Raw genomic sequence first — 23840 nt, 5'->3', positions numbered from 1 at the left:
ACGCACCCGCGCAAGCAGTGACACGGGGGCGCGGGGGCCGGGTGAGGGTTGCCGCAGGCCGGGCGAGCCTCGGAGCGTTTCACGGGAAACCGGACAATCCTTTCCGTATGACGCACACACCGGTTCCCGCGCACGCGCCGAAGCCCCCGCACCCGTCCGTCGTCCGCCGGCACAAGGAACTGCTGGAGAGCCTCCCCTTCGGAGACACGCAGGACTTCGAGGACGCCGCGCGCGGACTGATCGCGCGACGGGTGCCGGGGGCCGTCACCACGGCGGACGGCACGGCGGTATGGGACGGTGACACGTACGCCTTCCTGGACGGCGAGGCCCCCGACACGGTGAACCCGAGCCTGTGGCGCCAGTCCCGGCTGGTCGCCGAACAGGGGCTGTTCGAGGTCGTCGAGGGCATCTACCAGGTACGCGGCCTGGATCTGTCGAACATCACGTTCGTCGAGGGCGACACCGGCGTGATCGTCATCGACCCGCTGATCTCGACCGAGACCGCCGCCGCGGCACTGGCCCTGTACCGCGAACACCGGGGCGAACGCCCCGTGAGCGCGGTCGTCTACACCCACTCGCACGTCGACCACTTCGGCGGGGTGAAGGGAGTCACCACGCAGGAGGACGTGGACGCGGGGCGGGTCCCGGTGATCGCGCCGGAGGGGTTCACCGAGCACGCGGTCGCCGAGAACGTGTACGCGGGCACCGCCATGGCCCGGCGCGCCGCCTACATGTACGGGGCGGCGCTGACACGCGGGGCACGGGGCCAGGTGGGGGCCGGCCTGGGCCAGACGACGTCCACCGGAACCGTCACCCTGATCCCGCCGACCCTGCCCGTCACCACGACCGGGCAGGAGGAGACCGTCGACGGGGTGCGGATGGTCTTCCAGATGGCCCCCGACACCGAGGCACCGGCCGAACTCCTCATCCACTTCCCCGCCTCCAGGGCCCTGTGCGCGGCCGAGGACGCCACCCACACCCTGCACAACCTCCTCACCCTGCGCGGGGCCGTCGTCCGCGACCCCAACGCCTGGTCGAAGGCGCTCACCGAGACGATCGGCCTGTTCGGCGACGCGACCGATGTCGTGTTCGCGTCCCACCACTGGCCGGTCTGGGGCCGGGAAAGGGCGGTAACGTTCCTGGAAACCCAGCGCGACCTGTACGGCTATCTCCACGACCAGTCGCTACGCCTGATCAACAAGGGCTGGACGGGCGCCGAGATCGCCGAGCACCTCCAGCTGCCGCCCGCCCTGGAGAACGCCTGGCACACACGCGGCTACTACGGCTCGGTCAGCCACAACCTCAAGGCCGTCTACCAGCGTTACATGGGCTGGTTCGACGGCAACCCCGCCCATCTGTGGCAGCACCCCCCGGCCGAGGCGGCACGGCGCTACGTCGCGTTCATGGGTGGTGCGGACACCGTGGTCGAGAAGGCACGCGGCTCGTTCGACGCGGGCGACTTCCGCTGGACGGCCGAAGTCCTCAGCCACGTGGTCTTCGCCGAACCCGGACATACCGCGGCCCTGGAACTGCTCGCCGACACCTTCGAACAGCTCGGCTACGGGGCGGAGAACGGAACCTGGCGCAATTTCTACCTCTGTGGCGCCGCCGAACTGCGCGAAGGGCGGTTCGGCACACCGACCCTCGTGGCGTCACCCGACATCGTCGCCAACCTCACCCCACCGATGCTGTTCGACGCGCTCGCCGTCCGGGTCGACGGCCCCAGAGCCTGGAACGAACACATCACCATCGACATCCATCTCACCGACACCCGCGACCGCTACCGCCTGCGCCTGGCCAACGGAGTCCTCACCCACACCACAGCCCCCCAGAAATCCGCCCCGGGCGTCACCCTCTCCGCGACAGCCGCCTCACTGGCCACCCTCGTGGGACAAGGACTCGACCCACAAGAACTGGAGAGCGCGGGGATCCGGGCCGAGGGCGACCTGTCCGCGCTGACCCGTCTCGCCGCACTCCTCGACCCCGGCGACCGGAACTTCCCCCTCGTCACCCCCTGACGCCGCCTGCCCCGGCGCCTCCCCCACCGGCGGGCCGGGCGTGACAGCGTGGCGGCCCGGAAACCAGACCCCCACGGACCTGCACGCCCGCCCGCCCGGAGCCCGGCGGATCAGCCCAGGGAGTCACCACTCGCCACCACAACACCGTAGAGATCACGAATCACAGCAAGCCCGCTGCTGTGCACCTGATCGGCACCCAACTCCGCACCCAGCACCGGCAATCCTCGCGACGCGCAGGCGTTGGCCACCACGGTGGGGCGGTTGCCGCGCAGGAACGCCCCCTGCGCGGTGAACGTCACGCACATGTGCGTCATGAATCCGATGACGACGATGTCCTGGTGCCCGGCGGCGTCCACATGGTCGCCCAGGTCCGTACCGACAAAGGCGTCCGGAGCCTTCTTCCGCACGACCCGCTCACCCTCCGTCGGCGCCACATCGGGATGGATCCCGCCGGTCCACGCCTCGACGTCGTACAGGCTCCCCTCCCCGCCGTCGTGGACGACGTGAATCACCTCCGCGCCCACCTCCCTGGCCCGTGCCAGGAGCTCGGCCGCGGCGTCGAGCGCGGCCCGCCACCCCTCCAGCTCCAACTCACCACGGGTGTAGGTGTTCTGGTAGTCCACCAGGATCAAGGTCGACTCCGCGAGTTTCGCGGGGGTCTCGTCGAGACCGGTGAGCTCACGCAACGTCTTCGTGGCCATGAAAGATCCGCCTCAGGTCGTGTTCCAGGGATACGCAAGGAACGCTACGACCACCCGCACGTGTCGGCAATGCCGTCTAACATGCAGAAACCGACATCGCCGATCGGCCCGGCCGCCGACGGCAACCGAGCGCCACGGAGACCCCATGCACACCACCGAACGACTCGTCGTCATCGTCCTGTTCGACGGCGTCGACCTCCTCGACGTCACCGGGCCGCCCGAAGTGTTCGCCCTCCACCGACGCGACCAGAACGCCGCGGCGGGCTACACCGTTCTCCTCGCCGCCGAGACCAACGACCCCGTCACCACCTCCGCCGGGGTCCGGGTCCTGCCCGACGCGACCTTCGGGGAGGTGGCGGGCCGGAGCATCGACACCCTGCTGGTTCCCGGCTCGGTCGAGACCGGTGCCGACGGCCGGGTCCGCGCCCTGACCGACCCGGCCGTGGTCACACGGGTACGGGAACTGGCCACAGCGTCCCGGCGGATCGCGTCGGTCTGCGTCGGGGCGCACATCCTCGCCGCCGCCGGATTGCTGGACGGGAAACGGGCCACCACCCACTGGTCGACCGCCGCCCAACTCGCCGAGGAGCACCCCCGGGTACGGGTCGACGCCGACCCGATCTTCATCCGCGAGGGCGAGGTGTGGACCGGCGCGGGCATCAGCTCCTGCCTCGACCTGTCGCTCGCCCTGGTCTCCGAGGACTTCGGCGAGGCCGCCGCGCTGCGCGTGGCCCGGCAGCTCGTGATGTACCTGAAGCGGCCGAGCGGGCAGAGCCAGTTCAGCGTTCCGCTGGAGCCGCCGTCCACGACCCGGCGCATCGAGGACCTGCGCCACCACATCATGGACCGGATCGGCGAGCGGCTCACCGTCGCGGACCTCGCCGCGTACGCGCATGTCGGCGAGCGGCAGCTCACCCGCATCTTCAAGTCCGAGCTGGGAACCACCCCCAGCTCCTACATCGAGTCGGTCCGGGTCGAACGGGCGCGCAGCCGCCTGGAGTCCACCGACGACACCCTCGAACGGATCGCGTCCGCCTTCGGGTTCAACACCACCGACACCCTCGTACGGGCGTTCCGGCGCAAGCTCGGCACGACCCCGACGGAGTACCGGATGCGGTTCCGCACCGGTCTGGGCGCCGCCGGGACGTGAGCGCGCACCGTTCCCGGCGGCCACCCGAGCCCGGTCGGCGTGAACAGCCGCCCACTTCGGCGGGATCCGTACTACATGCACCCTCCCAGCAGCTACCGTACGTACACGGCGCGTTGCCCACGGTCTCCTAGGAGGATTCCTGTGTCATCACCCTGCGACCCCAAGTACGCCCCCGTCGGCGACGTGGGCGTAGCGATCCTGGCGATCGACTCCCGGCTCAAGTCCATCTACGACGGCCCCACCGGGACGGACTCCGAGCAGCAGAGACTGACCGACCAGTTCACCGCGTCGATGGAGCCCGAGGAAGCCTTCGAGGTGGTGGACGGGGCATGCACGCTCGTCTACGTGTTCATGCAGTGGCTCCGCCAGACCTACGAGGCGCACGACAGGGACGTCATCGAGTACGTGGTGCCCAGCCTCGTGGGCTCGATGCGCATGATGACCAGGAGCGTGCGCCCCGAAGTGATCCCCACCATGGCCGGGCTGGTCATCTCCGCCGGCATCGGGCTGAGCCCGACCCTGTGGCGCAAACAGTACGGTGACTGGGCCCCGGACGAGCTGACCGCGCTGGAGGCCACCGCGCTGCTGCTCGCGGAGCACATCAACCGCCTCACCGACGACCACGACTTCGCCACCCGCATGGTCACCGAAGCCCTGTCCGCGGCCGATCACGAATAGCGCCGTCGGCGACCGACAACAGGACGGGCCGGCGCGCGGGCGGACCGGACCGGACCGGTGCCAGCGGCCGGAGCGACGGCGCCGGGACGCGCCCGGCGGGCGAGGTCTCCCCGCTCGACCGCAGCCCGGGAGCGACGTGGACGCTCCGGGAATACCACAGACGTGCGCGTCGGCCCCAACGACCCCGTGGACGCCTGCCGGACGCATCTAACATGCTCCGCATGACCGGAACCGACACCCCTCCCCGCCTGACCCAACTCACCTTCTGCGGACCCCTCTCCGAGGCACGGGCCGAACAGATCGTCGGCCGACTCGCCCGGGCCTCTCCCGCGCGGGTGCTGGACATCGGATGCGGCTGGGGCGAACTCATGCTCCGCGTTCTCGACGCCGTGCCAGGCGCGCGCGGGGTGGGGATCGACCTCAACGCCGAGGACCTTGCCCGGGGACGGGCGAACGCCAGGGCCCGTGGGCTGGAGAGCCGGGTGGAGTTCATCGAGAAGTCCGCCGCCGAGGCCGGGTACGAGCCCGCCGATGTCGTCCTGTGCCTCGGTGCCAGCCACGTCTTCAGCGACGCGTCCGCCCCGCCCCACACCGCGGAAGCCCTCGCCGCCCTGCGCCGATGCGTCAGGCCGGGGGGCCGGGTCCTGCTCGCCGAAGGATTCTGGCAGCGCACCCCCACCAGCGCCGAACTGGCCGTCATGTGGCCGGACGCCCGTGCCGACGAGTACCACGACCTGGCCGGGATCGCCGATCTCGCGGTGTCCGCCGGGTTCCGGCCCGCGTGGATCGAGACGGCCGGCGACGACGAGTGGGAGCACTTCGAGTCCGGCTACCTCGCGGACGTGGAGGAGTGGCTGGCCGCCCACCCCGGCCACCCGCTGGCACAGGAGACCCGTGAACGCGCCGACCGACACCGGGAGAGTTGGCTGCGCGGCTACCGGGGCGTGCTCGGCATGGCCTACCTGACCCTGGTCCCGGTGGACTGAACACCCCGGTACGCGGCCCGGTACGGCCGTGCCGCCCCTGGACACTCGCACTGCTCACAGCGGTGCACCGGGGCGGGACGGCCGCACGCATGAGGCGGTGTCAGACCCCGGGGCTAGAGTCGCCGTCATGGCCAACCGCTCTTATCTCTACTCCACGAACACACCGCCCACCGCGGACGCGGTCCCGCAGAGGATCCGCTGCGTCTCCGAGCACAACTGGAGCATTCCGCTGGCGCACCAACTGCTCGTCGGTCGCGGCACGTCCGTGGTCCCTTCCATGATCTGGAACCCGCGGATCGGCATCGCCGCCGACTTCGACGGCGGTGCCGACCTGCTCCTCGGCCTCCTGCGCGTCGTCGGACAGGGGCTTGAGGACGACGGCGGTTTCGCCGAGTGCGTCGCCCGGACCACGGCACACCTGGACAAGCAGCGGGACCGGTTCTTCGTGCTGGAGACCGGGGAGATGGTCTCCCTCCACGACAAGGATCCCGAGGCGGCGGTGGAGTCCCTGGTCGCCCATGACATACCCGACGCGGTGGCCCGCGCCGAGGCGGCGGTGTCCGGCCGGGACGAGGCGTGGCTGGCCTCCGTCCGGAAGGACTGGGAGCAGCACTTCGCCTCCTTCTACAGCGACGCGCTCTACTTCTCGTTCCCCTCGCCGTAGACGCGGCGCATCAGCAGGTGGCCGCGGCGGAACCGTTCGCCTTCGCACGGCTCCCGCAGCATCCGGCCGACCTCGGTGAACCCGGCCTCGCTGGCCATGTCCGCGAGGCCGTCGACCGGCCACCGGTAGGCCGTCGTCACCTTGTGGTCGAACGCGGTGACCGGCCCGCCCTCCGATTCGAAGAAGGCGAGCAGGAGATGGCCGCCGGGGGCGAGGAGCCGTTGGAACTCGGCGAAGTAGGGCGGAAGCTCGCCCGGCGGAGTGTGAATGACCGAGTACCAGGAGACGATCCCGGCCAACTCACCGGAGGGCAGGTCCAGGGCCTGCATCGAACCGACCTCGAACCGCAGGTCGTGGTATGTCTCGCGGGCGAGGTCGACCATCGTCGGCGACAGGTCCACGCCGAACATGTCCAGCCCCAGGTCCCGCAGATGCGCGGTGAGGTATCCGGGACCGCATCCCAGCTCGGCGACGGGCCCGCCGCCCGCGGCCGTCACGAGCTCGGCGAACACGGCCAGGAACGAGCGGTCCAGCGGCAGCGCGGTCAGCGAGTCCTGGACGAGGTCGGCGTAGAGGGAGGCGACGGCGCCGTAGGCGTCCGCCGTGGTCGCCAGGTACGAGGAGGAGGGAGCGAGGTCGGTCATGGACGAGGACCCTACGGCCTTCGCGCCGTGCCGGCGGCCGCTTCACGCCATGGACGCGGAAGCGGAGCGCAGCCGACGCCCGTGTTCACGGCACTCCACGCGGACCGGGGCGAGATCGACGCGGACGCGGGGCGGAGACGATCGCCCGCGCAACAGGACCGCAGGGCGCGGACCGGCGGGGGTGACAGGACCGCGAGGACCGGGAACGGAAGGAGTACGACGATGAGGACACGCGTGATGCGATTCGGCCTCTATGCGGACGAACAGGGACTGGCCCGGGTCCGGGGGATCGTCGACAAGGCCATGGCCTCCCGGGCCGTGCGGGCCCACGAGATCGCGGTGGTGCGCACGCTGCCGGGCAGTGGGCTGACGACCGCCGAGGCGTACGACCTCCTGGCCGAGCAGTGGACCTGGGAGAACCCCGGTCTGGACAGCGGTGCCCGGGAGCCGGTCGAGCTGCGCGTCCGCATGAAGTGCTCCCTGCGGACCTGGCGGGCGGTCCGCAAGGCGGTCACCGGCGCCCTGTGCCCGGCGGACACGGCCCATGTCTGCCGCGTCCCCTGGGCCGCCGCCTGATCCGGGGCCACACCGCACCACCCGCGGCGCCATCACACCCGCGCCATGGCGCACGCATGACACCAGATGGCGCCAAACTGCTGCCACGGTGACACCGGAGGGCGCCACAGGCTGCCAGACGCATCCTGGAGAGCAAGAATCCGCAGGTCATCGATGCTGGTGCCATCAAGGCGCCGCATTGGCTCGCCATGGCGCCATCCATGTGCCATCATGGCGTCATGGACCTCACGCCCTACGTGGACAACCTCCGCCGAGAACTTGCCGTGGCAGCGGATGCCGGTGGTGACGAAGCCCGCGCCCTGGCCGAGCGGCTCACCGCCCCGCTGGAGTCAGCCGCCCGGCTGACCCTGCTCAACGCGCTGTCCGCGGCCATGGGCGAGGTCACCCGGGAGCTGGCGCCCGGTTCGGTCGATGTCCGGTTGCGCGGGCTCGACCCCGAGTTCGTCGTGACGCAGCCGCCCGCGCCCGAACCGCTCCAGCAAGCGGAGGAGCCGGTCGCGGCAACCGCCGCCATCGCACCGCCCCCGTCGCCCGCGGACGCCGACGACGGTGCGATGGCGCGGATCAACTTCCGGCTGCCCGCCCATCTCAAGAGCCGGGCCGAGGGCGCCGCGGCGGCGGAGGGCCTGTCGGTCAACGCCTGGCTCGTACGCGCCGTTTCCCTCGCGCTCGACGGTGCCGGGAACACCGGCCCGGCCACCCGCACCACCACCCCGAGCGGACGGGGCTTCACCGGCTGGGTCCGCTAGGACCTGCCCCCGGGCGTATCCGGCGGGTCATGGCCGACACACGCGAAGGCACCCGGCCACCGCTTCCTCCCTCGTCTCTCCCAGCTCCGCACAGACGGATCAACGGTCCACCGACGCGACCACACCTCACCCGCCCCACCTGCGGGTTCACCGGCACACGCCACTAGGACGGGACAGCCATGCCTTCCTTCGAAACCCCCGAACCGATCTTCGCCGACCTCGAACTGGAGGTCGGCACCGCCCGCATCACCGCCGGCAAGCGCACCGACACGGTCGTGGAGGTGCTGCCGCGTGACGGGTCCGACGACAACGACGTACGCGCCGTGCAGCAGACGCGGGTCACCTGCGAGGGCGGCCGCCTCACCGTGCGGACTCCGAGAAGGCGGTCCTTGTTCGGGAAGCCCGGTGCCATCGAGGTGACCGTCGAGCTTCCCTCGGGGTCCGAGGTCCAGGGCGCCTCCGGCATGGGCGACTTCGTCTGCGCGGGCCCGCTCGGGAACGTCACGCTCCGCACCTCGCTGGGCGACATCCGGGCCGACGAGGCGGCGGGCGCCGCTCTCAGGACCGATCACGGCGACATCCGCCTCACCCGCTCGTCCGGGGACATCGAGATCACCGGCTCGGGCCGCATCGAGATCGGTACGGTCACCGGCGCGGCGACCGTGAAGAACAGCAACGGCGCCACCGGGATCGGCGAGGTCACCGGCGCCCTGAAGTGCCAGGCCGCCAACGGTGACGTCTCCGTGGGCACCGCACACGGCACGGTCACCGCGAAGTCCGCCAACGGCCGGATCGAGATCGGCACCGCCCGTGCCGGGGTCGACGCGACGACCGCCAACGGCCGCATCCTCGTCGGCGACGTGGTCCGCGGCCGGGTCGACCTGCACGCCACCGTCGGCGACCTCGAGATCGGCATCCACGACGGCACCGCCGCCTGGCTCGACCTGAACGCGAAGTACGGCACGGTGCACAGTTCGCTCACGGCCTCCTCCGGCCCGGCGGACAGCGACGAGACCGCCGAGATCCACGCAAGGACCTCGGTCGGCAACATCGTGGTCCGCCGCGCCTGATCCTTCGCAACACCCCTACCCGTACTGCCTGTTCCAGCAGCACCACCCGCACCGTCTGTTCCACTCGTCCTGCTCGTCCCGCCCCTCCCGGAAGGAGAGCGGCATGACCGCTGCCCAGACAACATCCGCGCCGATCACGGCGACCGCGAAGCCCCCGGCGATCAGCGCCACCGGACTCCGCAAGTCCTACGGCGAAAAACTCGTGCTCGACGGCATCGACCTGGACATCGCCGAAGGCTCCGTCTTCGCGCTGCTCGGGCCCAACGGTGCCGGCAAGACCACCACCGTGGAGATCCTGTCCACCCTGCTGCGCCCCGACGCGGGCACGGCCCGGATAGTCGGCCACGACCTGGCCCAGGACACCGAGGGCGTGCGTTCCTCGATCGGCGTCACCGGCCAGTTCTCGGCCGTCGACAACCTGCTGACCGCCGAGGAGAACCTGCTCCTGATGGCCGACCTGTACCACCTGGCCCGGCCCGAGGGCAGGCGGCGGGCCGCGGAACTGCTGCGCCGCTTCGAACTGTCCGAGGCGGCGGGCAGGACCGCTGCCACCTTCTCCGGCGGCATGCGCCGCAAGCTCGACCTGGCGATGACGCTGGTCGGTGACCCGCAGGTCATCTTCCTCGACGAACCCACCACCGGACTCGACCCGCGCAGCCGGCGCACCATGTGGGACATCATCCGCGGCCTGGTCAAGGACGAGGGCGTGACCGTCTTCCTGACCACCCAGTACCTGGAGGAGGCCGATCAGCTCGCCGACCGCATCGCGGTACTGGACCACGGCAGGCTGATCGCCGAAGGCACCGCCGACGAGCTGAAGCGGCTCGTCCCCGGCGGCCACATCCAGGTACGGTTCGCCGGGCCCCGGGACCTGGCGGCCGCCGCGGCCGTCTTCGGCACCGCCGCCCGCGACGAGGAGACCCTCACCCTGCGGATCCCCGGCGACGGCTCCGTGACCGGCCTGCGGGCCGTGCTGGACGCCCTGGAAGCCACCGGCGTTCCGGCCGAGTCCCTCACCGTCCACACCCCTGACCTGGACGACGTCTTCCTGACCCTCACCGGCCGCCCCCGCCTCGCGGAGGGACCCGCGACCACCACCGCCGTTCCCGTGCCGCCGAAGGAGAACGTCTGATGGCCACCCTGTCCTACGCCGTCCGGGACTCACGGACGATGCTGCGGCGCAGTCTCAAGAAGGCCCTGCGCTACCCGTCCTTGACGCTCACCGTCGTCATCATGCCCCTCATGATGCTGCTGCTGTTCAACTACGCCTTCGGCAACGCCCTGGGCGACGGGATCAGCCAACTGCCCACCGGCAGCGGCTCGTACATCGACTACGTGGCGCCCGGCATCATCCTGATGGCCGCCACCTCCGGTTCCCTGACCGCGGCGATCAGCGTCTGCGTCGACAAGACCGAGGGCATCGTCAGCCGCTTCCGCACGATGCCGATCTCCCAGGGGTCCTTCCTCACCGGTCATGTCGTGGGCGGTGTGATCCAGACGATGGCCAGCATCGCCCTGGTCATCGGTGTCGCCCTCCTCCTGGGCTTCCGCCCCGACGCGACCCCCGTCGAATGGCTCGCCGCCATCGGCCTGCTCACCCTGCTCACCACCGCGCTGACCTGGCTCTCCGCCGCCATCGGCCTGGCCGCCAAAACCGTGGAGAGCGCCAGCAACATCCCGATGCCGATCACGTTCCTGCCGTTCCTCGGCAGCGCCATCGTGCCGACCGACTCCATGCCCTCCGGACTGCGCTGGTTCGCCGAGCACCAGCCCTTCACCCCGGTCATCGAAACCCTGCGCGGCCTGTGGCTCGGCACCGGGATCGGCTCCAGCGCGGCCGTCGCCCTCGCCTGGTGCCTGGCTCTCGCCCTCATCGGCTACATCTGGGCCCGTCGCGCCTTCAAGGCCGCCGCCACACGGTAACCACCGCCCGCCCCCACGGGCGGGTACGGTCCGAACCCTTCCCGCCCCGTACCGGGCCGCCGGGAAGGGTTCAGGCCGTACCCGCGAGCAGGTCCCGCTGGATACGGTGGGCGAGGACGCGGCGTACGGAGGGCTGGGCGGCGGCCGGGACCGGGGCCGTCTTCGGCGGGACGTCCAGGGCGCGGCCGATGCGGTCGTAGAGGCTCCGGAATTCGGTGGGAAGTGCGTCGCGGTGCAGACGCAGGTCCTCCTCGACGAGTCGGCGCAACTCGTCGACGGTTTCGGGGGTGAAGTGCTTCCGGCCGCGGGCGAGGGCCTCGGTGTGCCGGGTGCAGCGGGCGGCGCCTCCGAGGATGTCCGAAACCGTCTCGGCCAGGGCCCACAGCCGCCCTTCGAGCCAGGGGACGTCGCTCTGCTCCGGGGAGAGGTCCATCGGGGTGCTCAGGCCGTTCGCCCGGGATTTGGCCACGTGTTTGGAGACGGCGGGCTGGCTCATGTCCGCGAGGCGGGCGATCCGTTCCTGCGTCCAGCCGAGACCGGTCAGCAGAGCGATCAACGCGGTGCGCTGCCGACGCGCCTCCTCGCCCGCGCGGACGGCCTCGTTCATCCCGGCGAGCATCAACCCGGCCTGTTCCTCCGTCAGTTCGCCGGCCCGCTCCCCGGAATGCTCTCCCATCGGCTCCCCGATCCGTGCTCCGGCCCGGTCGCCGGCGGGCTCCCCGCCGGTCCGGCGCTTTCCTCCGTCCGTCATGCCCTGCCCCTCTCCCTCACTCTTCCGCACCCTGCCCTGCCATAACCAGGTTGTACAACATGGTTATGGCTGTCAGGGTCCGTGTCATGCCAACATTTCGCGCGTCCGACGGAACCCTGCTCGCCTACCGTGTGCTCGGGGACGGCGCTCCGCTCGTCTGTGTACCCGGCGGCCCGGCCGACTCCCGTTACCTCGGTGATCTCGGCGGGCTGTCGGCACACCGCCGGCTGATCGTCCTGGACCTGCGAGGGACGGGGCGGTCCGCGCCGCCCGTGGACGTCTCCTCGTACCGCTGCGACCGTCTCACCGAGGACATCGAGGCGCTCCGTGTCCATCTCGGTCTGGCGACGGTCGATCTGCTCGGCCACTCGGCCGGGGCGGACGTCGTGACGCGATACGCGGCGCGCCGCCCGGAGAACGTCGGCCGGCTCGTCCTGGTTACCCCCGGCGCCCGGGCCCTGGGCATCACGGTCACCGCCGAGGACCGGCGCGCGCTGGCGCGGCTGCGGAGGGACGAGCCGTGGTTCCCTTCGGCGTTCGCCGCCCTGGAGGCGGTCATGGCGGGCACCGGTGATGACTGGGCGGCCGTCGACCCGTTCTTCTGCGGCCGGTGGGACGAGGCAGCACGGCAGCACCGTGCGGCGAGCCGCCCGGTCAACACGCAGGCCGTCGCGTACTTCGGGGCCGAGGGCGCCTTCGCGCCCCCTGCCACCCGCGCGGCACTCACCGCTCTCGACGCCCCCGTCCTGCTGCTGGCCGGGGAGTTCGACCTGAACAGCCCGCCGAAGGCGGTCGCCGAGGCCGCCGGGCTGTTCCCCCACGGGGTGTTCGCGGTGCAGCCGGGGGCCGGTCACAGCCCGTGGGTCGACGACGCGGACCGGTTCACGTCGGTGGTCGCGGCGTTCCTGGAGCGACGCGCCGCCCGCTGATGTCGGGGCGGGGCGTTCGGGCGGCCTACTGCCGGGCGAATCCGTCGAGTGCCGTGAGCACCGCGGCGTCCATGGCGGCGCTGCCCTTGTGCCCGGCGTCCTCGATGACCACGAGTTCCGCGTCGGGCCAGGCACGGGCGAGGTCCCAGGCGGTGCTGAGGGGGCTGCTGATGTCGAGGCGGCCGTGGATCAGGACGCCGGGAATGCCGGCCAGCCGCCCCGCCTCGCGGATCAGCTGCCCTTCCTCCAGCCAGGCCCCGTGGGCGAAGTAGTGCGAGCAGATCCTCACCAGGCCCAGCCGGGCCCGGGGCGGCCTGCCGCTGTACGGATCGGGTGCGCCGTTGGGCTCGCCGGACAGGACGGCGTCCTCCCAGGCGCACCAGTCGGCCGTGGCCCTGGCCCGTACTTCGGGGTCGGGGCTGTTCACCCGGCGGGCGTACGCGGCGACGAGGTCGCCGTCCTGCCCGGCCTCGGGGACCCCGTCCCTGAAGCGCTGCCACGCCTCCGGGAAGAAGCGACCCGAACCCCGGTAGAGCCAGTCGATCTCGCTGCGGCGGGTGGTGGTGACGGAGGCGATCACAATCTCCGAGACCCGTTCGGGGTGGCGCTCGGCGTACGCCAGGATGAGCGTCGAGCCCCAGGAGCCGCCGTACAGCAGCCACTTGTCGATGCCGAGGTGACGGCGCAGCCGTTCCATGTCGGCGATCAGCTGGTCGGTGGTGTTGTGGGTCAGGTCGGTGGCGGGGTCGGCGGCATGGGGGGTGCTGCGGCCGCATCCGCGCTGGTCGAACAGGACGGTCCGGTAGTACGCGGGGTCGAAGTAGCCGCGCGGACCGGCCGAGCAGCCCGAACCGGGGCCGCCGTGGACGACGAGGGCGGGTTTGCCGTCGGGGTTCCCGCAGGTCTCCCAGTAGATGAGATTGCCGTCGCCGGTGTCGAGCATGCCGTGGTCGTAGGGGTCGTTCGGCGCGTAGGGGGCTGCCATGTCCGGGTCTCCTTCATCGGGTCCGCGGGAGGCGGAGGTACTGAAGTACGTCTGGATGCGTGCCGCGTGCGCGCGGGGGCGCCCGGCAGGCCGGGACGGAAAGGGAAGCGGGCCGGCCGGGCGCGGGGGCGGGACCCGCCCGTGGCCGTGGAACGGTGTCTCGTGTGCCGGGGCTGTTAGGCTCGCCCGGTGTCGGCCGTCCACAGGGACAACCGGCCGTACAGCGTACCGGATTCGAGGAGACCAGACATGGTGGGCGACGACGACATCTCGGGGTGATACCCCGAACGGTCGGGCCGTCGGCCGATGCCCAGGAGCGTCGTCGCCGCGGCCGTTCAGTCGTTCCTCTCGCTCTTGTCCGTGTCCCGGGCAGCGGTTTCCGCCTGCCCGTACGTTCTTCGAGGTCTCCCCGTGTCCGCTGTCCTTGCCGTGCCTTCCGCCTGTCCGGTCGCTGTCGGCTCCCTCTCCTCCGTTGCCCGTACCGGCCGTTCCGGCTGCCGGGAAGACACCGGCGCCGGAAGCTCTGCCGCCCGCGCGTTCCGTCGCCCGCGGTCACGACCGGTCCTCCGGTCCGGAGTGGACGGGCGGCCGCGCATCGACCACGGCGGGCGGGCCGGGACGGGGGCGCCGGGCATGTGAACACGGGCCGCGACCGGGCCCGCGCCCGAGGCGGAACAACCGCCCGGCGGGCCGCACCCCCTCACCTCAGGTGGATCACCATGTCCCGACCAGCCCTGACCGCCACCGACCTCGTCCGCACCCTGGGCACCAGGCGAGTCGTCGACGGCATCACCCTCACCGCCTCCCCCGGCCACCGCATCGGCCTGATCGGGGAGAACGGTGTCGGCAAGACGACCCTGCTCCGACTGCTCGCCGGAATCGACGAACCCGACTCCGGAACCGTCGTCCGACCGCCCGGAACGGGCTTCCTGCACCAGGAACTTCCCTTCGACCCCGCGTCGACGATCACCGAGGTCCTGGACGACGCGCTGCGCGAGGCCCGCGAGGACCTCGCCGAACTCGAGCGCCTCGCCGACCGGATCGCCCTGGCCCCGCAGGACTCTCCCGACCTCGCCGGACTCCTCGACGTCTACGGCCGACGGCTCGAGCAGGCCGAGGAACGGGAATCCTGGGACGCGGACCGGCACGCCGCTGCCGTACTCGACGGGCTCGGCCTCGGCGCGCTCGCGCACAGCAGGCGACTCGACTCCCTCTCCGGGGGCCAGCGGGGCCGTCTCGCACTGGCCGCCCTGCTGGTACGGCGTCCTCCGGCCCTGCTGCTGGACGAACCGACCAATCACCTCGACGACCGTGCCGCCGCGTTCGTGGAAGAACAGGTACGCGCCCTGCCCGGAGTCGTCGTGATCGCCAGCCACGACCGGGCCTTCCTCGATGCCGTCTGCACCGACCTGATCGACCTCGACCCGGCTGTGGACGGCCCGGTCCGCTACGGAGGCAACTACACCGCCTACCTCGCGCACAAGCACGCCGAACGGGAGCGTTGGGAACGCCGCTACGCCGAGGAGCAGGAAGAACTGGCAGCACTGCGCCACGCGACCGAGGTGACCGCGCACCGGGTGGCACCGGACCGGGAGCGGCGCGACAACGAGAAGATGGGCTACGGCCACCGGGGCGGCCGCGTCCAGAGCCAGGTCTCGCGCCGGGTACGCAACGCCGCCCGCAGGCTGGAGACGCTCCGGCGCGAGCAGGTCCCACAACCACCGCGGCCGCTGCGCTTCCACCCCACCGCGCTCACCACCGCCACCGTCACCGCCCCGGCTCCGACCGGCGAGGACCTCCCGGAGGGTGTGCTCGTCTCCCTGCGCGACGTACGGGTGCCGGGCCGACTCTCCCTCGGCCATCTGGACATCACCGCGAGCGGGCGCCTCCTCGTCACGGGCGACAACGGAACCGGCAAATCGACACTGTTGTCCGTGCTCGCCGGACAGCTCACGGCCCTGGGTACCGTTCAACGACGTACCGGGCTGACCGTCGGACTCCTCGCCCAGGACACCGTCTTCGCCCGACCGGAACGGACCGCGCGGACAACCTATGCGCACACCCTGGGCGCCGACCGGGCCCAGGCTCTCCCGCTGGACTCACTGGGCCTGTTGCACACCACGGACCTCGACAAACCGGTCGGCCGTCTCTCGGCCGGCCAACGCCGTCGGCTGGCCCTGGCCCTGCTGGTGGCACGCCCGCCGCAGCTCCTGCTCCTCGACGAACCCACCAACCACCTGTCCCCGCGGTTGTGCGACGAACTGGAGGCCGCCCTGGGCACCGGGCCCGGCGCGGTCGTCGTGGCCAGTCACGACCGCTGGCTCCGCGCCCGCTGGCGGAACCACGAACTCCACCTCCCCGACCCTTCCGCCGCACACCGGGCACCCGCCGGAGCGGAGCCCACCGAAGCCCCTGGCACGGTGGACAGCACGACCGTCGAGGGCCGGGCGTAGCCTCTTCCGGACCGGACGGGAGCCTGGACAGGAGCCGTTCCCGCGCGACGGCGGCGCGGCGGGGGCGGTACCCCTGTCCTCCCGGGCATGGGCCGGCACGGCCCGGGGGAGAACCTCGCGCCCTTCTCAGCGGTCCCTGCCGCTCACCGCTCGCCGAACCCGTACAGGGCCCGGACGCCATGGCTTCCGTCGGCGTCGGTCGCGGCGAGAACGTCCGCGGACACGAGCGTCGGGAGCAGCAGTTGCCAGAACCCCGCGACCGTCGACGACGAGAGCCACGCAGCGTCCCGGGTTCCGAGCACCTCGAACCCCATCGTCACCGCCACCACGGCCATCACCGTCTCGCGCACCCCGGCCCCGCGGCGCAGTTCGCCCCTGGCCTCGGCCTGCCGCACCGTCCGCTCGACCCAGCTCCTCCAGTGCTGCCGCAGATCCGTCCCCGCCGAGCGCGACGCATCCCCGCTCAGCGCGAATCCCACCCGCAGCACCACATCGGCGCGGAGTGCGCCGGCCAGTGCGTGGGTCGCGTCGACGAGAAGCTGCACCTGGCCCTGGCCCGGCCGTCGCGCGCCGTTGGTCACGGCCAGCAGCCGGACCAGCGCCGATTCGCCGACCGCGTCCACCAGAGCGGCCTTGCTCGCGAAATGGAAATGCAGCGCGCCGTTGCTCACCCCGGCCCGTGAACTGATCAGGGTGAGCGACGGCGCAGACGAACCGCCCTGGTCGAAGACCTCGGCCGCGGACTGGATCAGGGAGTCCCGCGTGCGTGCCGCACGTTCCTGCTTGACCATCAACTGCTCCGATACTGCCGGGGGATTACCGGGAACCGCTGTGCCTGCCGGAGAACAGGCAATGACTATAAACCAACCGCCCGTGCGGTTTCTTACCGCCTCCTGCCCGCACCCGCACGATCCGCGCCCCGGCGCCGTACGCCTCGCACGCACCTGCGCGGAGGGCGGGACGCACCCGGGAACGCCAGCACCCGCATCCCCGGAAAGCACCCCCCGCCACACTGTCCCCTTCTGGGCCATGAGACAAAAGGGGCCCCGGAGGCACTAGAAATTAAACCGGTTGGTATGTACTTTCGGGCCAGAGTCAGCCCTTGACCACGCATGTCCCGCACCAGTACCCAGGGGGAGCAATGTCCACGAGCGCCTTCCGAACCGGACTCCCCCTGCCCGGCAGGGACGGACGGGACGCCGAACCGTCGGCTCCCCGCTCCAGCGCATCCGGAGAACCCGCCAGGGTCCCCCGGCAGTTCGTGCACCGGTCCTCCGCGGCCGAGGTCATGATCATGGACTGGGCCCGGACCGGTGACGACCGCTTCACCGTGACCGCCCGGTGGCCGCACGACCACCCCTTCTTCACCCCGGTCGCCGGCGGCTACCACGACCCGCTCCTCGGCTGCGAAACGATCCGCCAGACCGGCATACTCCTGGGGCACGCGGCGTACGGAGTCCCGCTCGGCCACCAGTTCGTCGTCTGGGACCTCGACATCACCGTGCACCCCGAAAAGATGGCGACGGGACGCGGCCCCGGCCCCACCGTCCTCACCGCCGACGCCCACTGCACACAGATCCACTGGCGCGGCAGAAACCTGGCCGGACTGCGCCTGTCCATGGACATCCGTCGCGACGGCGAAACCGTCGCGACGGGCGGCGGCAGCCTCTCCTGCATCTCCCCCGCGGCCTACCACCGGGTACGCCAGGGACGTCTGCCCAGCCAGGACCATGTCCTCCCGCCCCGCCCCGCCGACCCCCGGGCCGTGGGACGCGTCTCGCCCCACGACGTCGTCCTCTCACCCACCGACAGAACGGATCACTGGCTGCTCCGGGCAGACACCCGCCACCCGGTACTCTTCGAGCACCCCGGCGACCACGTTCCCGGCATGCTGCTGATCGAAGCCGCGCGCCAGGCCACCGCGGCCTCCCTCGGCCGCGCTTCCTACCTCCCCCTCCGCATCACCAACACCTTCGCCCGCTACGTCGAACTCGACGCCCCCTGCACCGTCCAGGCCACCCCGCTGCCCGAGACACAGTCCGTCCTGGTCACCGCCCACCAGAGCGGGGAACCCGTCTTCCGCTCCACCATCAGCGCCGGAACGCATCACCTCTGACGCATCGTCAGGTGTACTGCCCGCGGCCTCGGACGTCCCCGGCAGAGCGACGACGGGCGGAGGTCCGAGGGGGCCGACGGTCCACGTGTCCTCGCCCGGCCGCACGGCCGGCGGGCGCACACCGCACCTCGCTCACGCGGCGCCGAACGCCTCCAGATGGCTCTCGGCCCACTGCCGGAACGCCCTCGCGGGCCGGCCCAGCAGCGCGGGCACCGTACCGTGGACCTCCACCTTCGAACCCGCCCGGCCGCGCTCCGCGCTCTCCAACAGCGCCTCGACGAACTTCGCCGGGTAGCGCGCACCCCACGCGGCACGCACCTGCTCCGGCTCCAGCTCCTCGAACCGCAGCCGCCGCCCCAGCACCTCACCGAGCAGGGCCGTCTGCCGCACCGCGCTCAGCGGCTCCGGCCCCGTCAGCGTGTGGATCCGGCCACCGTGACCGTCCTCCGTCAGAGCGCGCACCGCCACCTCCGCCACATCGCGCGGGTCGACGCACGCGTTCGCCGACTCCCCGTACAGCGCCCGCACCACGCCCTCCGCACGCACCGACTCCGCCCACGAAAGCGTGTTTGACATGAACGCACGCGGCCGTAGCAGCGTCCATTCCATGCCCGATTCCCGCAGCAACTCCTCATTACGTCGCTGCCACCGGGTGATCAGATCCACCGCCCCGCTGTCCCCCACCGCGGCCGCGGACAGCTTCACCACGTGCCGCACCCCCGCCTCCCGCGCCACCCTCAGGAACGCACCGTCGTCACCCCCGCCGGGAACCGTCAGCAAGAACACCTCACGCACCCCGCGCAGAGCACGCACCACTGAACCCTCCACGCCGAAGTCCCCCCACACCACCTCGGTCCCCTCGGGCGCCCCCGTGACCCGTCCCGGATTCCTCGCCATCACGCGAACCTCCGCCCCCGCCGGGAGACTTCGCACCACCTCGCTCCCCACCGTCCCCGTCGCGCCGGTCACCAGAATCACGAACCCCTCACCCCTTGCCTGCAACTCCCGTACGCACAAAGACGAACGGAACGCCCCTGAACGCAACCTGTAAGATACGAACCGGACGGTTTCTTCATCGCCCTCCCGACACCCCATCGCCCCGAGGAGGAAGGAGACAAAGTGGCTGAACAGCAACGCGCCATCCGGACTCGCCAGACCATTCTCACCGCAGCAGCCAAAATCTTCGAAGAGCGCGGTTACCAGGCAGCCACCATCTCCCAGATTCTCGCCGAGGCCGGAGTCACCAAAGGCGCCCTGTATTTCCACTTCCAGTCGAAGGAAGACCTCGCCCAGGGCGTTCTCTCCGAACAAGACCAACATGTCACCACCCCCAGCCGCACCTCCAAGGTCCAAGAAGTCGTCGACGCCGTCATGCTCCACGCCCACCGGCTTCAGACCGACCCCATGGTCCGCGCCGGTGTACGACTTTCCATGGACCAGTCAGCGCGCAACCTCGACCGCAGCGGCCCCTTTCTCCGCTGGAGCAATGTCGGCATCACCCTTCTCCAGCAGGCAAAGAGCCAGGGCGAGCTTCTCCCTCATATCGACCCCGCCGAAACAGCCGACATCATCGTAGGTTCCTTCGCCGGTATCCAATCCATGTCCCAGGCCCTCTGCGAATACCGCGACCTCACCACACGGGTGTCCGCCCTCATGCGCCACATCCTCCCCAGCACCGTCACCCCCGCCATTCTCACCACGCTCGACCTCACCGAGGGCCGCGGGGCGGCCGTGCAGGCCGAGACCATGGCAACACCACAGCCCGTGCGGTGACGCGTCGCCCCGCCCCCGCTTCGACGCCCGGCCCCATGAGGCAACAGCACATCGGGCAGCGGACGTTGAACGCGTAGCGGGGAGGGCTCGACGAAGTGCGACGGTCCGCGCGGGCTCCGCGGGTATGTGGTCGCGGCACCGGCATGGTGCCGTTACTGTGGCGCGATGACAGTCGACGTGATCGTTCTCAATGGTGGTTCCAGCTCGGGGAAGTCCGGCATTGCCCGCTGTCTGCAAGCGTGTCTGCCGGATCCGTGGCTGACACTGGGGACGGACACACTGATCGAGGCGATGCCCGCGTCCATGCAGGAATCGGATGCCGGGATCGATATCGCCCCGGACGGGCAGGTGACCGTCGGGCCGGAGTTCCGGGCGCTGGAGGCGGCATGGATCGAGGGTGTCGCCGCGATGGCGCGCGCGGGCGCCCGGATCGTCGTCGACGAGGTCTTCCTCGGTGGAGTGGACTCACAGAAGCGGTGGCAGAGGGCCCTGGACGGACTGGACGTGCTGTGGGTCGGAGTCCGGTGCGACAGTGCGGTCGCCGCGGGCCGCGAGGTCGCCCGGGGTGACCGGATCGGCGGAATGGCGGCGTCCCAGGCGGACGTGGTCCACCGGGGCATGGCCTACGACCTGGAGGTGGACACCACGCACACCGAGTCGATGGAGTGCGCACGGGCCATCGCCGCGCGCGTCGGCTGACCGACCGACTCTCCGAGCGCCCGCCCGCCTGCCCGTCCGCGAATATCCGGGCGCATTTCACTGGAATACCGCCAGCCTCTCACCGTTTCTCGAACCGTCGCAGCCGAGACCCGTCCAGCCCGATCGCCACGTTCCATCGATGGACCCACGGATGAATTCTCATATCTGATCGGCCGAAGTAAAATGGGCGACCGCCCTCAATATTTCGAAGCGAAAAGAGAGAACACCGATGAGAATTCATCTGACCAGTGTTTTCGTCGACGACCAGGAACGGGCCCTGCGCTTCTACACCGAGATCCTCGGCTTCACGAAGAAGCACGACGTCCCCGTGGGCGGGACGGACCGGTGGCTCACCGTGGTCTCACCCGAGGACCCCGACGGCACCGAGCTCCTCCTGGAACCTGCGGGGCACCCGGCCGCCAGGACGTACCGTGACGCGCTCGTGGCGGACGGCATCCCGCTCGCCCAGTTCGCCGTCGACGACGTACGCGCGGAGCACGAACGGCTGAGCGCCCTCGGTGTCCGCTTCGTTCAGGAGCCGACCGAGATGGGGCCCGTCACCACCGCCGTCCTCGACGACACCTGCGGGAACCTGATCCAGATCGCGACACAGCCGCGCTGAGGACCGCCTCCCTTCGTGATCCGCGTCACAGGGTGTCACAGTCGCCGGGCAGCCGGTGTCTTGAGGCCGAGACCTTGAGGATCCGGAGGAGACACCATGGCTCAGCACATCGAGGTGGTCGTGATCGGCGGCGGATACGCCGGTGTCATGGCGGCCAATCGACTGACGAAGCACGACGGCGTGGCCGTGACGCTGATCAACCCCCGCGCCCGGTTCGTCCATCGGGTCCGTCTGCACCAGTGGGTGGGCGGCACCGGGAACGCGGTCGTCGACTACGGCGAGGTCCTCGGCGAACGGGTCCGCATCGTGACCGACACCGTGTCCCGGATCGACGCGGCCGGGCGCGGCGTGGTGCTGGCAAGCGGGGGCACGGTCGGCTACGACTATCTGGTCTACGCGGTGGGCAGCGGGAGCGCCGCGCCGCAGGTGCCCGGCGCCGCCGAGTTCGGCCACCCGCTCGCCACCATGGAGGAGGCCGACCGGCTGCGGGCCGCCCTCGACGCCGCGCCCGCGACGGCCGGGGTGACGGTGGTCGGGGCCGGCCCGACCGGCATCGAGATCGCCGCCGAACTGGCGGGGACGGGGCGGGACGTGACCCTGCTCTGTGGCGGCTCGCTCGGCCCGTATCTCCATCCGCGGGGCCGCCGTTCGGTCGCTGGGCGGCTGGCCCGCCTCGGGGTGACCGTGCTCGACGGCCCGGCCAGTCGGGTGACGGAGGTGTTCCGGGACGGAGTCCGGCTCGCCGACGGCCGACGGGTCGCGGGCGGGGTGACCGTCTGGACCGCCGGGTTCGGCGTGCCCGACCTGGCCGTACGCAGCGGACTGAGCACCGACGGAGAGGGCCGGCTGCTGACGGACGAGACGTTGACGAGCGTGGACGACCCGCGCATCGTCGGGGCGGGCGACTCGGCGGCACCGTCGGACGTGGCGTTGCGCATGAGCTGCCAGGCGGCGATCCCCATGGGTGCGCGGGCCGCCGACACGGTGCTGAGCCGGATCGCGGGTGAGCGGCCCTCGCCGCTCGTCCAGGCGTTCGCCGCCCAGTGCGTCAGCCTGGGACGCGACGACGGCATCTTCCAGTTCGCGCGCCGGGACGATGTCGCGTTGTGGCTGCACCTGGCAGGCCGCTCCGGGGCGAAGGTCAAGGAGATCGTGTGCGAGGGCATCATCAAGCATCTGGCCGGGGAGGCGGGCAAGCCGGGTTCGTACCGGCTGCACCGCCTGCCGGGCAACGCCAGGCATCGTCAGCTGCTCCGCGCCGGGAGCAGCGGGGTACCGTCGCGGCGCACGGCGGAGCGGGCCTCCTGAGCGGTTTGCTCGCGCTCATCCGTTTACGCAACAACACCAGAACGAAAGGGAGTCGACGTGGATTCGCGCGCCGAGGGCACAGAGGTGGACGGCGAGCGGATCGCCGACCCGGCCACCGATACGTTCGTCGCCCATCGGCCTCTGCTCTTCACCGTTGCGTACGAGATGCTCGGCTCGGCCGCCGACGCGGAGGACGTGCTCCAGGAGACCTGGCTGCGATGGGTCGAGGTCGATCTGGCCCGGGTGCTCGACCACCGTGCCTTCCTCGTGCGGATCACGACCCGGCAGGCCCTGAACCGGCTGCGTGCCATGAAGCGCCGGAGGGAGACGTACGTGGGCCCCTGGCTGCCGGAGCCGTTGGCCACGACGCCGGACGTGGCCCAGGCGGTCGAGCTGGCCGAGAGCGTGTCGATGGCGATGATGCTCGTCCTCGAGACGCTGTCGCCGACCGAGCGTGCCGTCTTCGTGCTGCGTGAGGTCTTCGACGTCGGGTACGAGGACATCGCGGCCGCCGTCGGCAAGAACGCAGCGTCCGTACGGCAGATCGCGCACCGGGCACGTAAGCACGTCGACGCGCGCCGCCCCCGCAAGGCGGTCTCCGCGACGGAGACCCGGGCGGCCCTTGAGTCGTTCCAGCGGGTGCTGGAGACCGGGGATCTCCAGGGTCTGCTCGACGTGCTCGCCCCGGAGGTCGTGCTGGTGGGTGATGGCGGGGGAATCAGGCGGGCCGCGCGGCGGCCCACCGTCGGGGCCGACAAGGTGGCCCGATTCATGATCGGGGCGCTCGGCAAGAACGACGTTCCGCCGAGTTTCGCCCCCACCTCGGTCAACGGCAGTCCGGCGCTGCTCGTCCGGCGGGGCGGCGAGATCGACGGCGTGCTGGCGGCCCATGTGTCGGACGGTCGCATCACCGGTCTCTACTACGTCCGCAATCCCGAGAAACTGCACCGTGTGGAGTCCGAGACGCCGCTGACCCTTCGATAGGCCGTAGGTGGCGGACCGCGGTACGGGGGACACGCGCCGGGGCCCGGGTCCGGCCCGGGTC

24 protein-coding genes are annotated in these 23840 nt (G+C 71.1%); 18 read left to right on the top strand and 6 right to left on the bottom strand.

Annotation, left to right across the window (positions count from 1 at the left end; all coding sequences use genetic code 11):
* Positions 1-107: 107 nt before the first annotated feature.
* Entirely contained in the window at positions 108-2018 is a 1911-nt protein-coding gene (locus ACF08W_RS20155) for an alkyl/aryl-sulfatase (RefSeq protein WP_392280046.1), read from the top strand.
* Positions 2019-2128: 110 nt separating this feature from the next.
* On the opposite strand, the gene ACF08W_RS20150 is transcribed toward ACF08W_RS20155, so the two are convergent.
* Entirely contained in the window at positions 2129-2719 is a 591-nt protein-coding gene (locus ACF08W_RS20150) for an isochorismatase family protein (protein WP_392280045.1), read from the bottom strand.
* A gap of 145 nt (positions 2720-2864) precedes the next feature.
* On the opposite strand from ACF08W_RS20150, the gene ACF08W_RS20145 reads away from it, so the two are divergent.
* From ACF08W_RS20145 to ACF08W_RS20130, 4 genes are all read left to right on the top strand, one after another.
* Entirely contained in the window at positions 2865-3869 is a 1005-nt protein-coding gene (locus tag ACF08W_RS20145) for a GlxA family transcriptional regulator (protein ID WP_392280044.1), read from the top strand.
* Positions 3870-4010: 141 nt separating this feature from the next.
* Positions 4011-4547, top strand: coding sequence for a hypothetical protein (locus tag ACF08W_RS20140; RefSeq protein ID WP_352279945.1), 537 nt, complete (start codon positions 4011-4013; stop codon positions 4545-4547).
* 221 nt (positions 4548-4768) lie between these two features.
* Positions 4769-5533 carry an SAM-dependent methyltransferase gene (locus ACF08W_RS20135; RefSeq protein WP_392280043.1) on the top strand — a complete coding sequence of 255 codons (765 nt, stop codon included), beginning with the start codon at positions 4769-4771 and terminating at the stop codon, positions 5531-5533.
* 127 nt (positions 5534-5660) lie between these two features.
* Positions 5661-6197, top strand: coding sequence for a hypothetical protein (locus ACF08W_RS20130; RefSeq protein ID WP_392280042.1), 537 nt, complete (start codon positions 5661-5663; stop codon positions 6195-6197).
* Here the strand turns inward: ACF08W_RS20130 and ACF08W_RS20125 are convergent.
* Positions 6173-6841 (bottom strand): class I SAM-dependent DNA methyltransferase, encoded by a 669-nt coding sequence (locus ACF08W_RS20125; RefSeq protein WP_392280041.1) that lies wholly within the window; start codon positions 6839-6841, stop codon positions 6173-6175. The genes ACF08W_RS20130 and ACF08W_RS20125 overlap by 25 nt on opposite strands.
* A 222-nt stretch (positions 6842-7063) precedes the next feature.
* Here ACF08W_RS20125 and ACF08W_RS20120 point away from each other — a divergent pair, with 222 nt between their 5' ends.
* The 5 genes from ACF08W_RS20120 to ACF08W_RS20100 all read left to right on the top strand — a co-directional run bounded on the left by ACF08W_RS20120 (position 7064) and on the right by ACF08W_RS20100 (position 11159).
* The gene (locus tag ACF08W_RS20120; protein WP_385213243.1) at positions 7064-7417 is read left to right on the top strand and encodes a hypothetical protein; all 354 of its coding nucleotides are present in this window, start codon (positions 7064-7066) and stop codon (positions 7415-7417) included.
* A 218-nt stretch (positions 7418-7635) separates the two neighbouring features.
* A complete protein-coding gene (locus ACF08W_RS20115; protein WP_385213246.1) occupies positions 7636-8166 on the top strand; it encodes a hypothetical protein in 531 nt (176 codons plus the stop codon).
* A 179-nt stretch (positions 8167-8345) separates the two neighbouring features.
* A complete protein-coding gene (locus ACF08W_RS20110; RefSeq protein WP_392280040.1) occupies positions 8346-9236 on the top strand; it encodes a DUF4097 domain-containing protein in 891 nt (296 codons plus the stop codon).
* A gap of 103 nt (positions 9237-9339) precedes the next feature.
* Positions 9340-10368 (top strand): ATP-binding cassette domain-containing protein, encoded by a 1029-nt coding sequence (locus ACF08W_RS20105; protein ID WP_385213253.1) that lies wholly within the window; start codon positions 9340-9342, stop codon positions 10366-10368.
* Positions 10368-11159 (top strand): ABC transporter permease, encoded by a 792-nt coding sequence (locus ACF08W_RS20100; protein ID WP_392280039.1) that lies wholly within the window; start codon positions 10368-10370, stop codon positions 11157-11159. The genes ACF08W_RS20105 and ACF08W_RS20100 overlap by 1 nt, the downstream gene beginning before the upstream one ends.
* A gap of 70 nt (positions 11160-11229) precedes the next feature.
* Here the strand turns inward: ACF08W_RS20100 and ACF08W_RS20095 are convergent, their stop codons facing one another.
* Positions 11230-11910 carry a sigma-70 family RNA polymerase sigma factor gene (locus tag ACF08W_RS20095; RefSeq protein WP_392280038.1) on the bottom strand — a complete coding sequence of 227 codons (681 nt, stop codon included), beginning with the start codon at positions 11908-11910 and terminating at the stop codon, positions 11230-11232.
* Between the two features lie 86 nt (positions 11911-11996).
* On the opposite strand from ACF08W_RS20095, the gene ACF08W_RS20090 reads away from it, so the two are divergent.
* Entirely contained in the window at positions 11997-12839 is an 843-nt protein-coding gene (locus tag ACF08W_RS20090) for an alpha/beta fold hydrolase (protein ID WP_392280037.1), read from the top strand.
* A gap of 25 nt (positions 12840-12864) precedes the next feature.
* Here the strand turns inward: ACF08W_RS20090 and pip are convergent, their stop codons facing one another.
* Positions 12865-13824 carry a prolyl aminopeptidase gene (gene pip, locus ACF08W_RS20085; protein ID WP_392280036.1) on the bottom strand — a complete coding sequence of 320 codons (960 nt, stop codon included), beginning with the start codon at positions 13822-13824 and terminating at the stop codon, positions 12865-12867.
* Positions 13825-14543: 719 nt separating this feature from the next.
* Between pip and ACF08W_RS20080 the strand changes: the two genes are divergently transcribed.
* Complete coding sequence (locus tag ACF08W_RS20080) at positions 14544-16277, top strand: ABC-F family ATP-binding cassette domain-containing protein (RefSeq protein ID WP_392280035.1); 1734 nt, start codon at positions 14544-14546, stop codon at positions 16275-16277.
* A 143-nt stretch (positions 16278-16420) separates the two neighbouring features.
* Here ACF08W_RS20080 and ACF08W_RS20075 read toward each other — a convergent pair whose 3' ends face one another.
* Positions 16421-17068, bottom strand: a complete 648-nt coding sequence (locus ACF08W_RS20075) for a ScbR family autoregulator-binding transcription factor (RefSeq protein ID WP_385217909.1) — start codon at positions 17066-17068, stop codon at positions 16421-16423.
* 470 nt (positions 17069-17538) lie between these two features.
* Between ACF08W_RS20075 and ACF08W_RS20070 the strand changes: the two genes are divergently transcribed.
* Entirely contained in the window at positions 17539-18393 is an 855-nt protein-coding gene (locus tag ACF08W_RS20070) for a ScbA/BarX family gamma-butyrolactone biosynthesis protein (RefSeq protein ID WP_392280034.1), read from the top strand.
* A gap of 132 nt (positions 18394-18525) precedes the next feature.
* Here ACF08W_RS20070 and ACF08W_RS20065 read toward each other — a convergent pair whose 3' ends face one another.
* Positions 18526-19371 (bottom strand): SDR family oxidoreductase, encoded by an 846-nt coding sequence (locus ACF08W_RS20065; RefSeq protein ID WP_392280033.1) that lies wholly within the window; start codon positions 19369-19371, stop codon positions 18526-18528.
* Positions 19372-19512: 141 nt separating this feature from the next.
* Here ACF08W_RS20065 and ACF08W_RS20060 point away from each other — a divergent pair, with 141 nt between their 5' ends.
* From ACF08W_RS20060 to ACF08W_RS20040, 5 genes are all read left to right on the top strand, one after another.
* Complete coding sequence (locus ACF08W_RS20060) at positions 19513-20166, top strand: ScbR family autoregulator-binding transcription factor (RefSeq protein WP_352279960.1); 654 nt, start codon at positions 19513-19515, stop codon at positions 20164-20166.
* Between the two features lie 165 nt (positions 20167-20331).
* Positions 20332-20865 (top strand): chloramphenicol phosphotransferase CPT, encoded by a 534-nt coding sequence (cpt, locus tag ACF08W_RS20055; protein WP_385217916.1) that lies wholly within the window; start codon positions 20332-20334, stop codon positions 20863-20865.
* A gap of 229 nt (positions 20866-21094) precedes the next feature.
* Complete coding sequence (locus tag ACF08W_RS20050; protein WP_385217919.1) at positions 21095-21487, top strand: VOC family protein; 393 nt, start codon at positions 21095-21097, stop codon at positions 21485-21487.
* A 96-nt stretch (positions 21488-21583) separates the two neighbouring features.
* Positions 21584-22795 (top strand): NAD(P)/FAD-dependent oxidoreductase, encoded by a 1212-nt coding sequence (locus ACF08W_RS20045; protein WP_392280032.1) that lies wholly within the window; start codon positions 21584-21586, stop codon positions 22793-22795.
* 57 nt (positions 22796-22852) lie between these two features.
* Positions 22853-23779, top strand: coding sequence for an RNA polymerase sigma-70 factor (locus tag ACF08W_RS20040; protein ID WP_392280031.1), 927 nt, complete (start codon positions 22853-22855; stop codon positions 23777-23779).
* Positions 23780-23840: the final 61 nt, after the last annotated feature.

This window comes from Streptomyces sp. NPDC015144, assembly GCF_043079735.1.
Lineage (GTDB): Bacteria > Actinomycetota > Actinomycetes > Streptomycetales > Streptomycetaceae > Streptomyces.
This window is presented reverse-complemented; position numbering and strand designations above follow the sequence as displayed.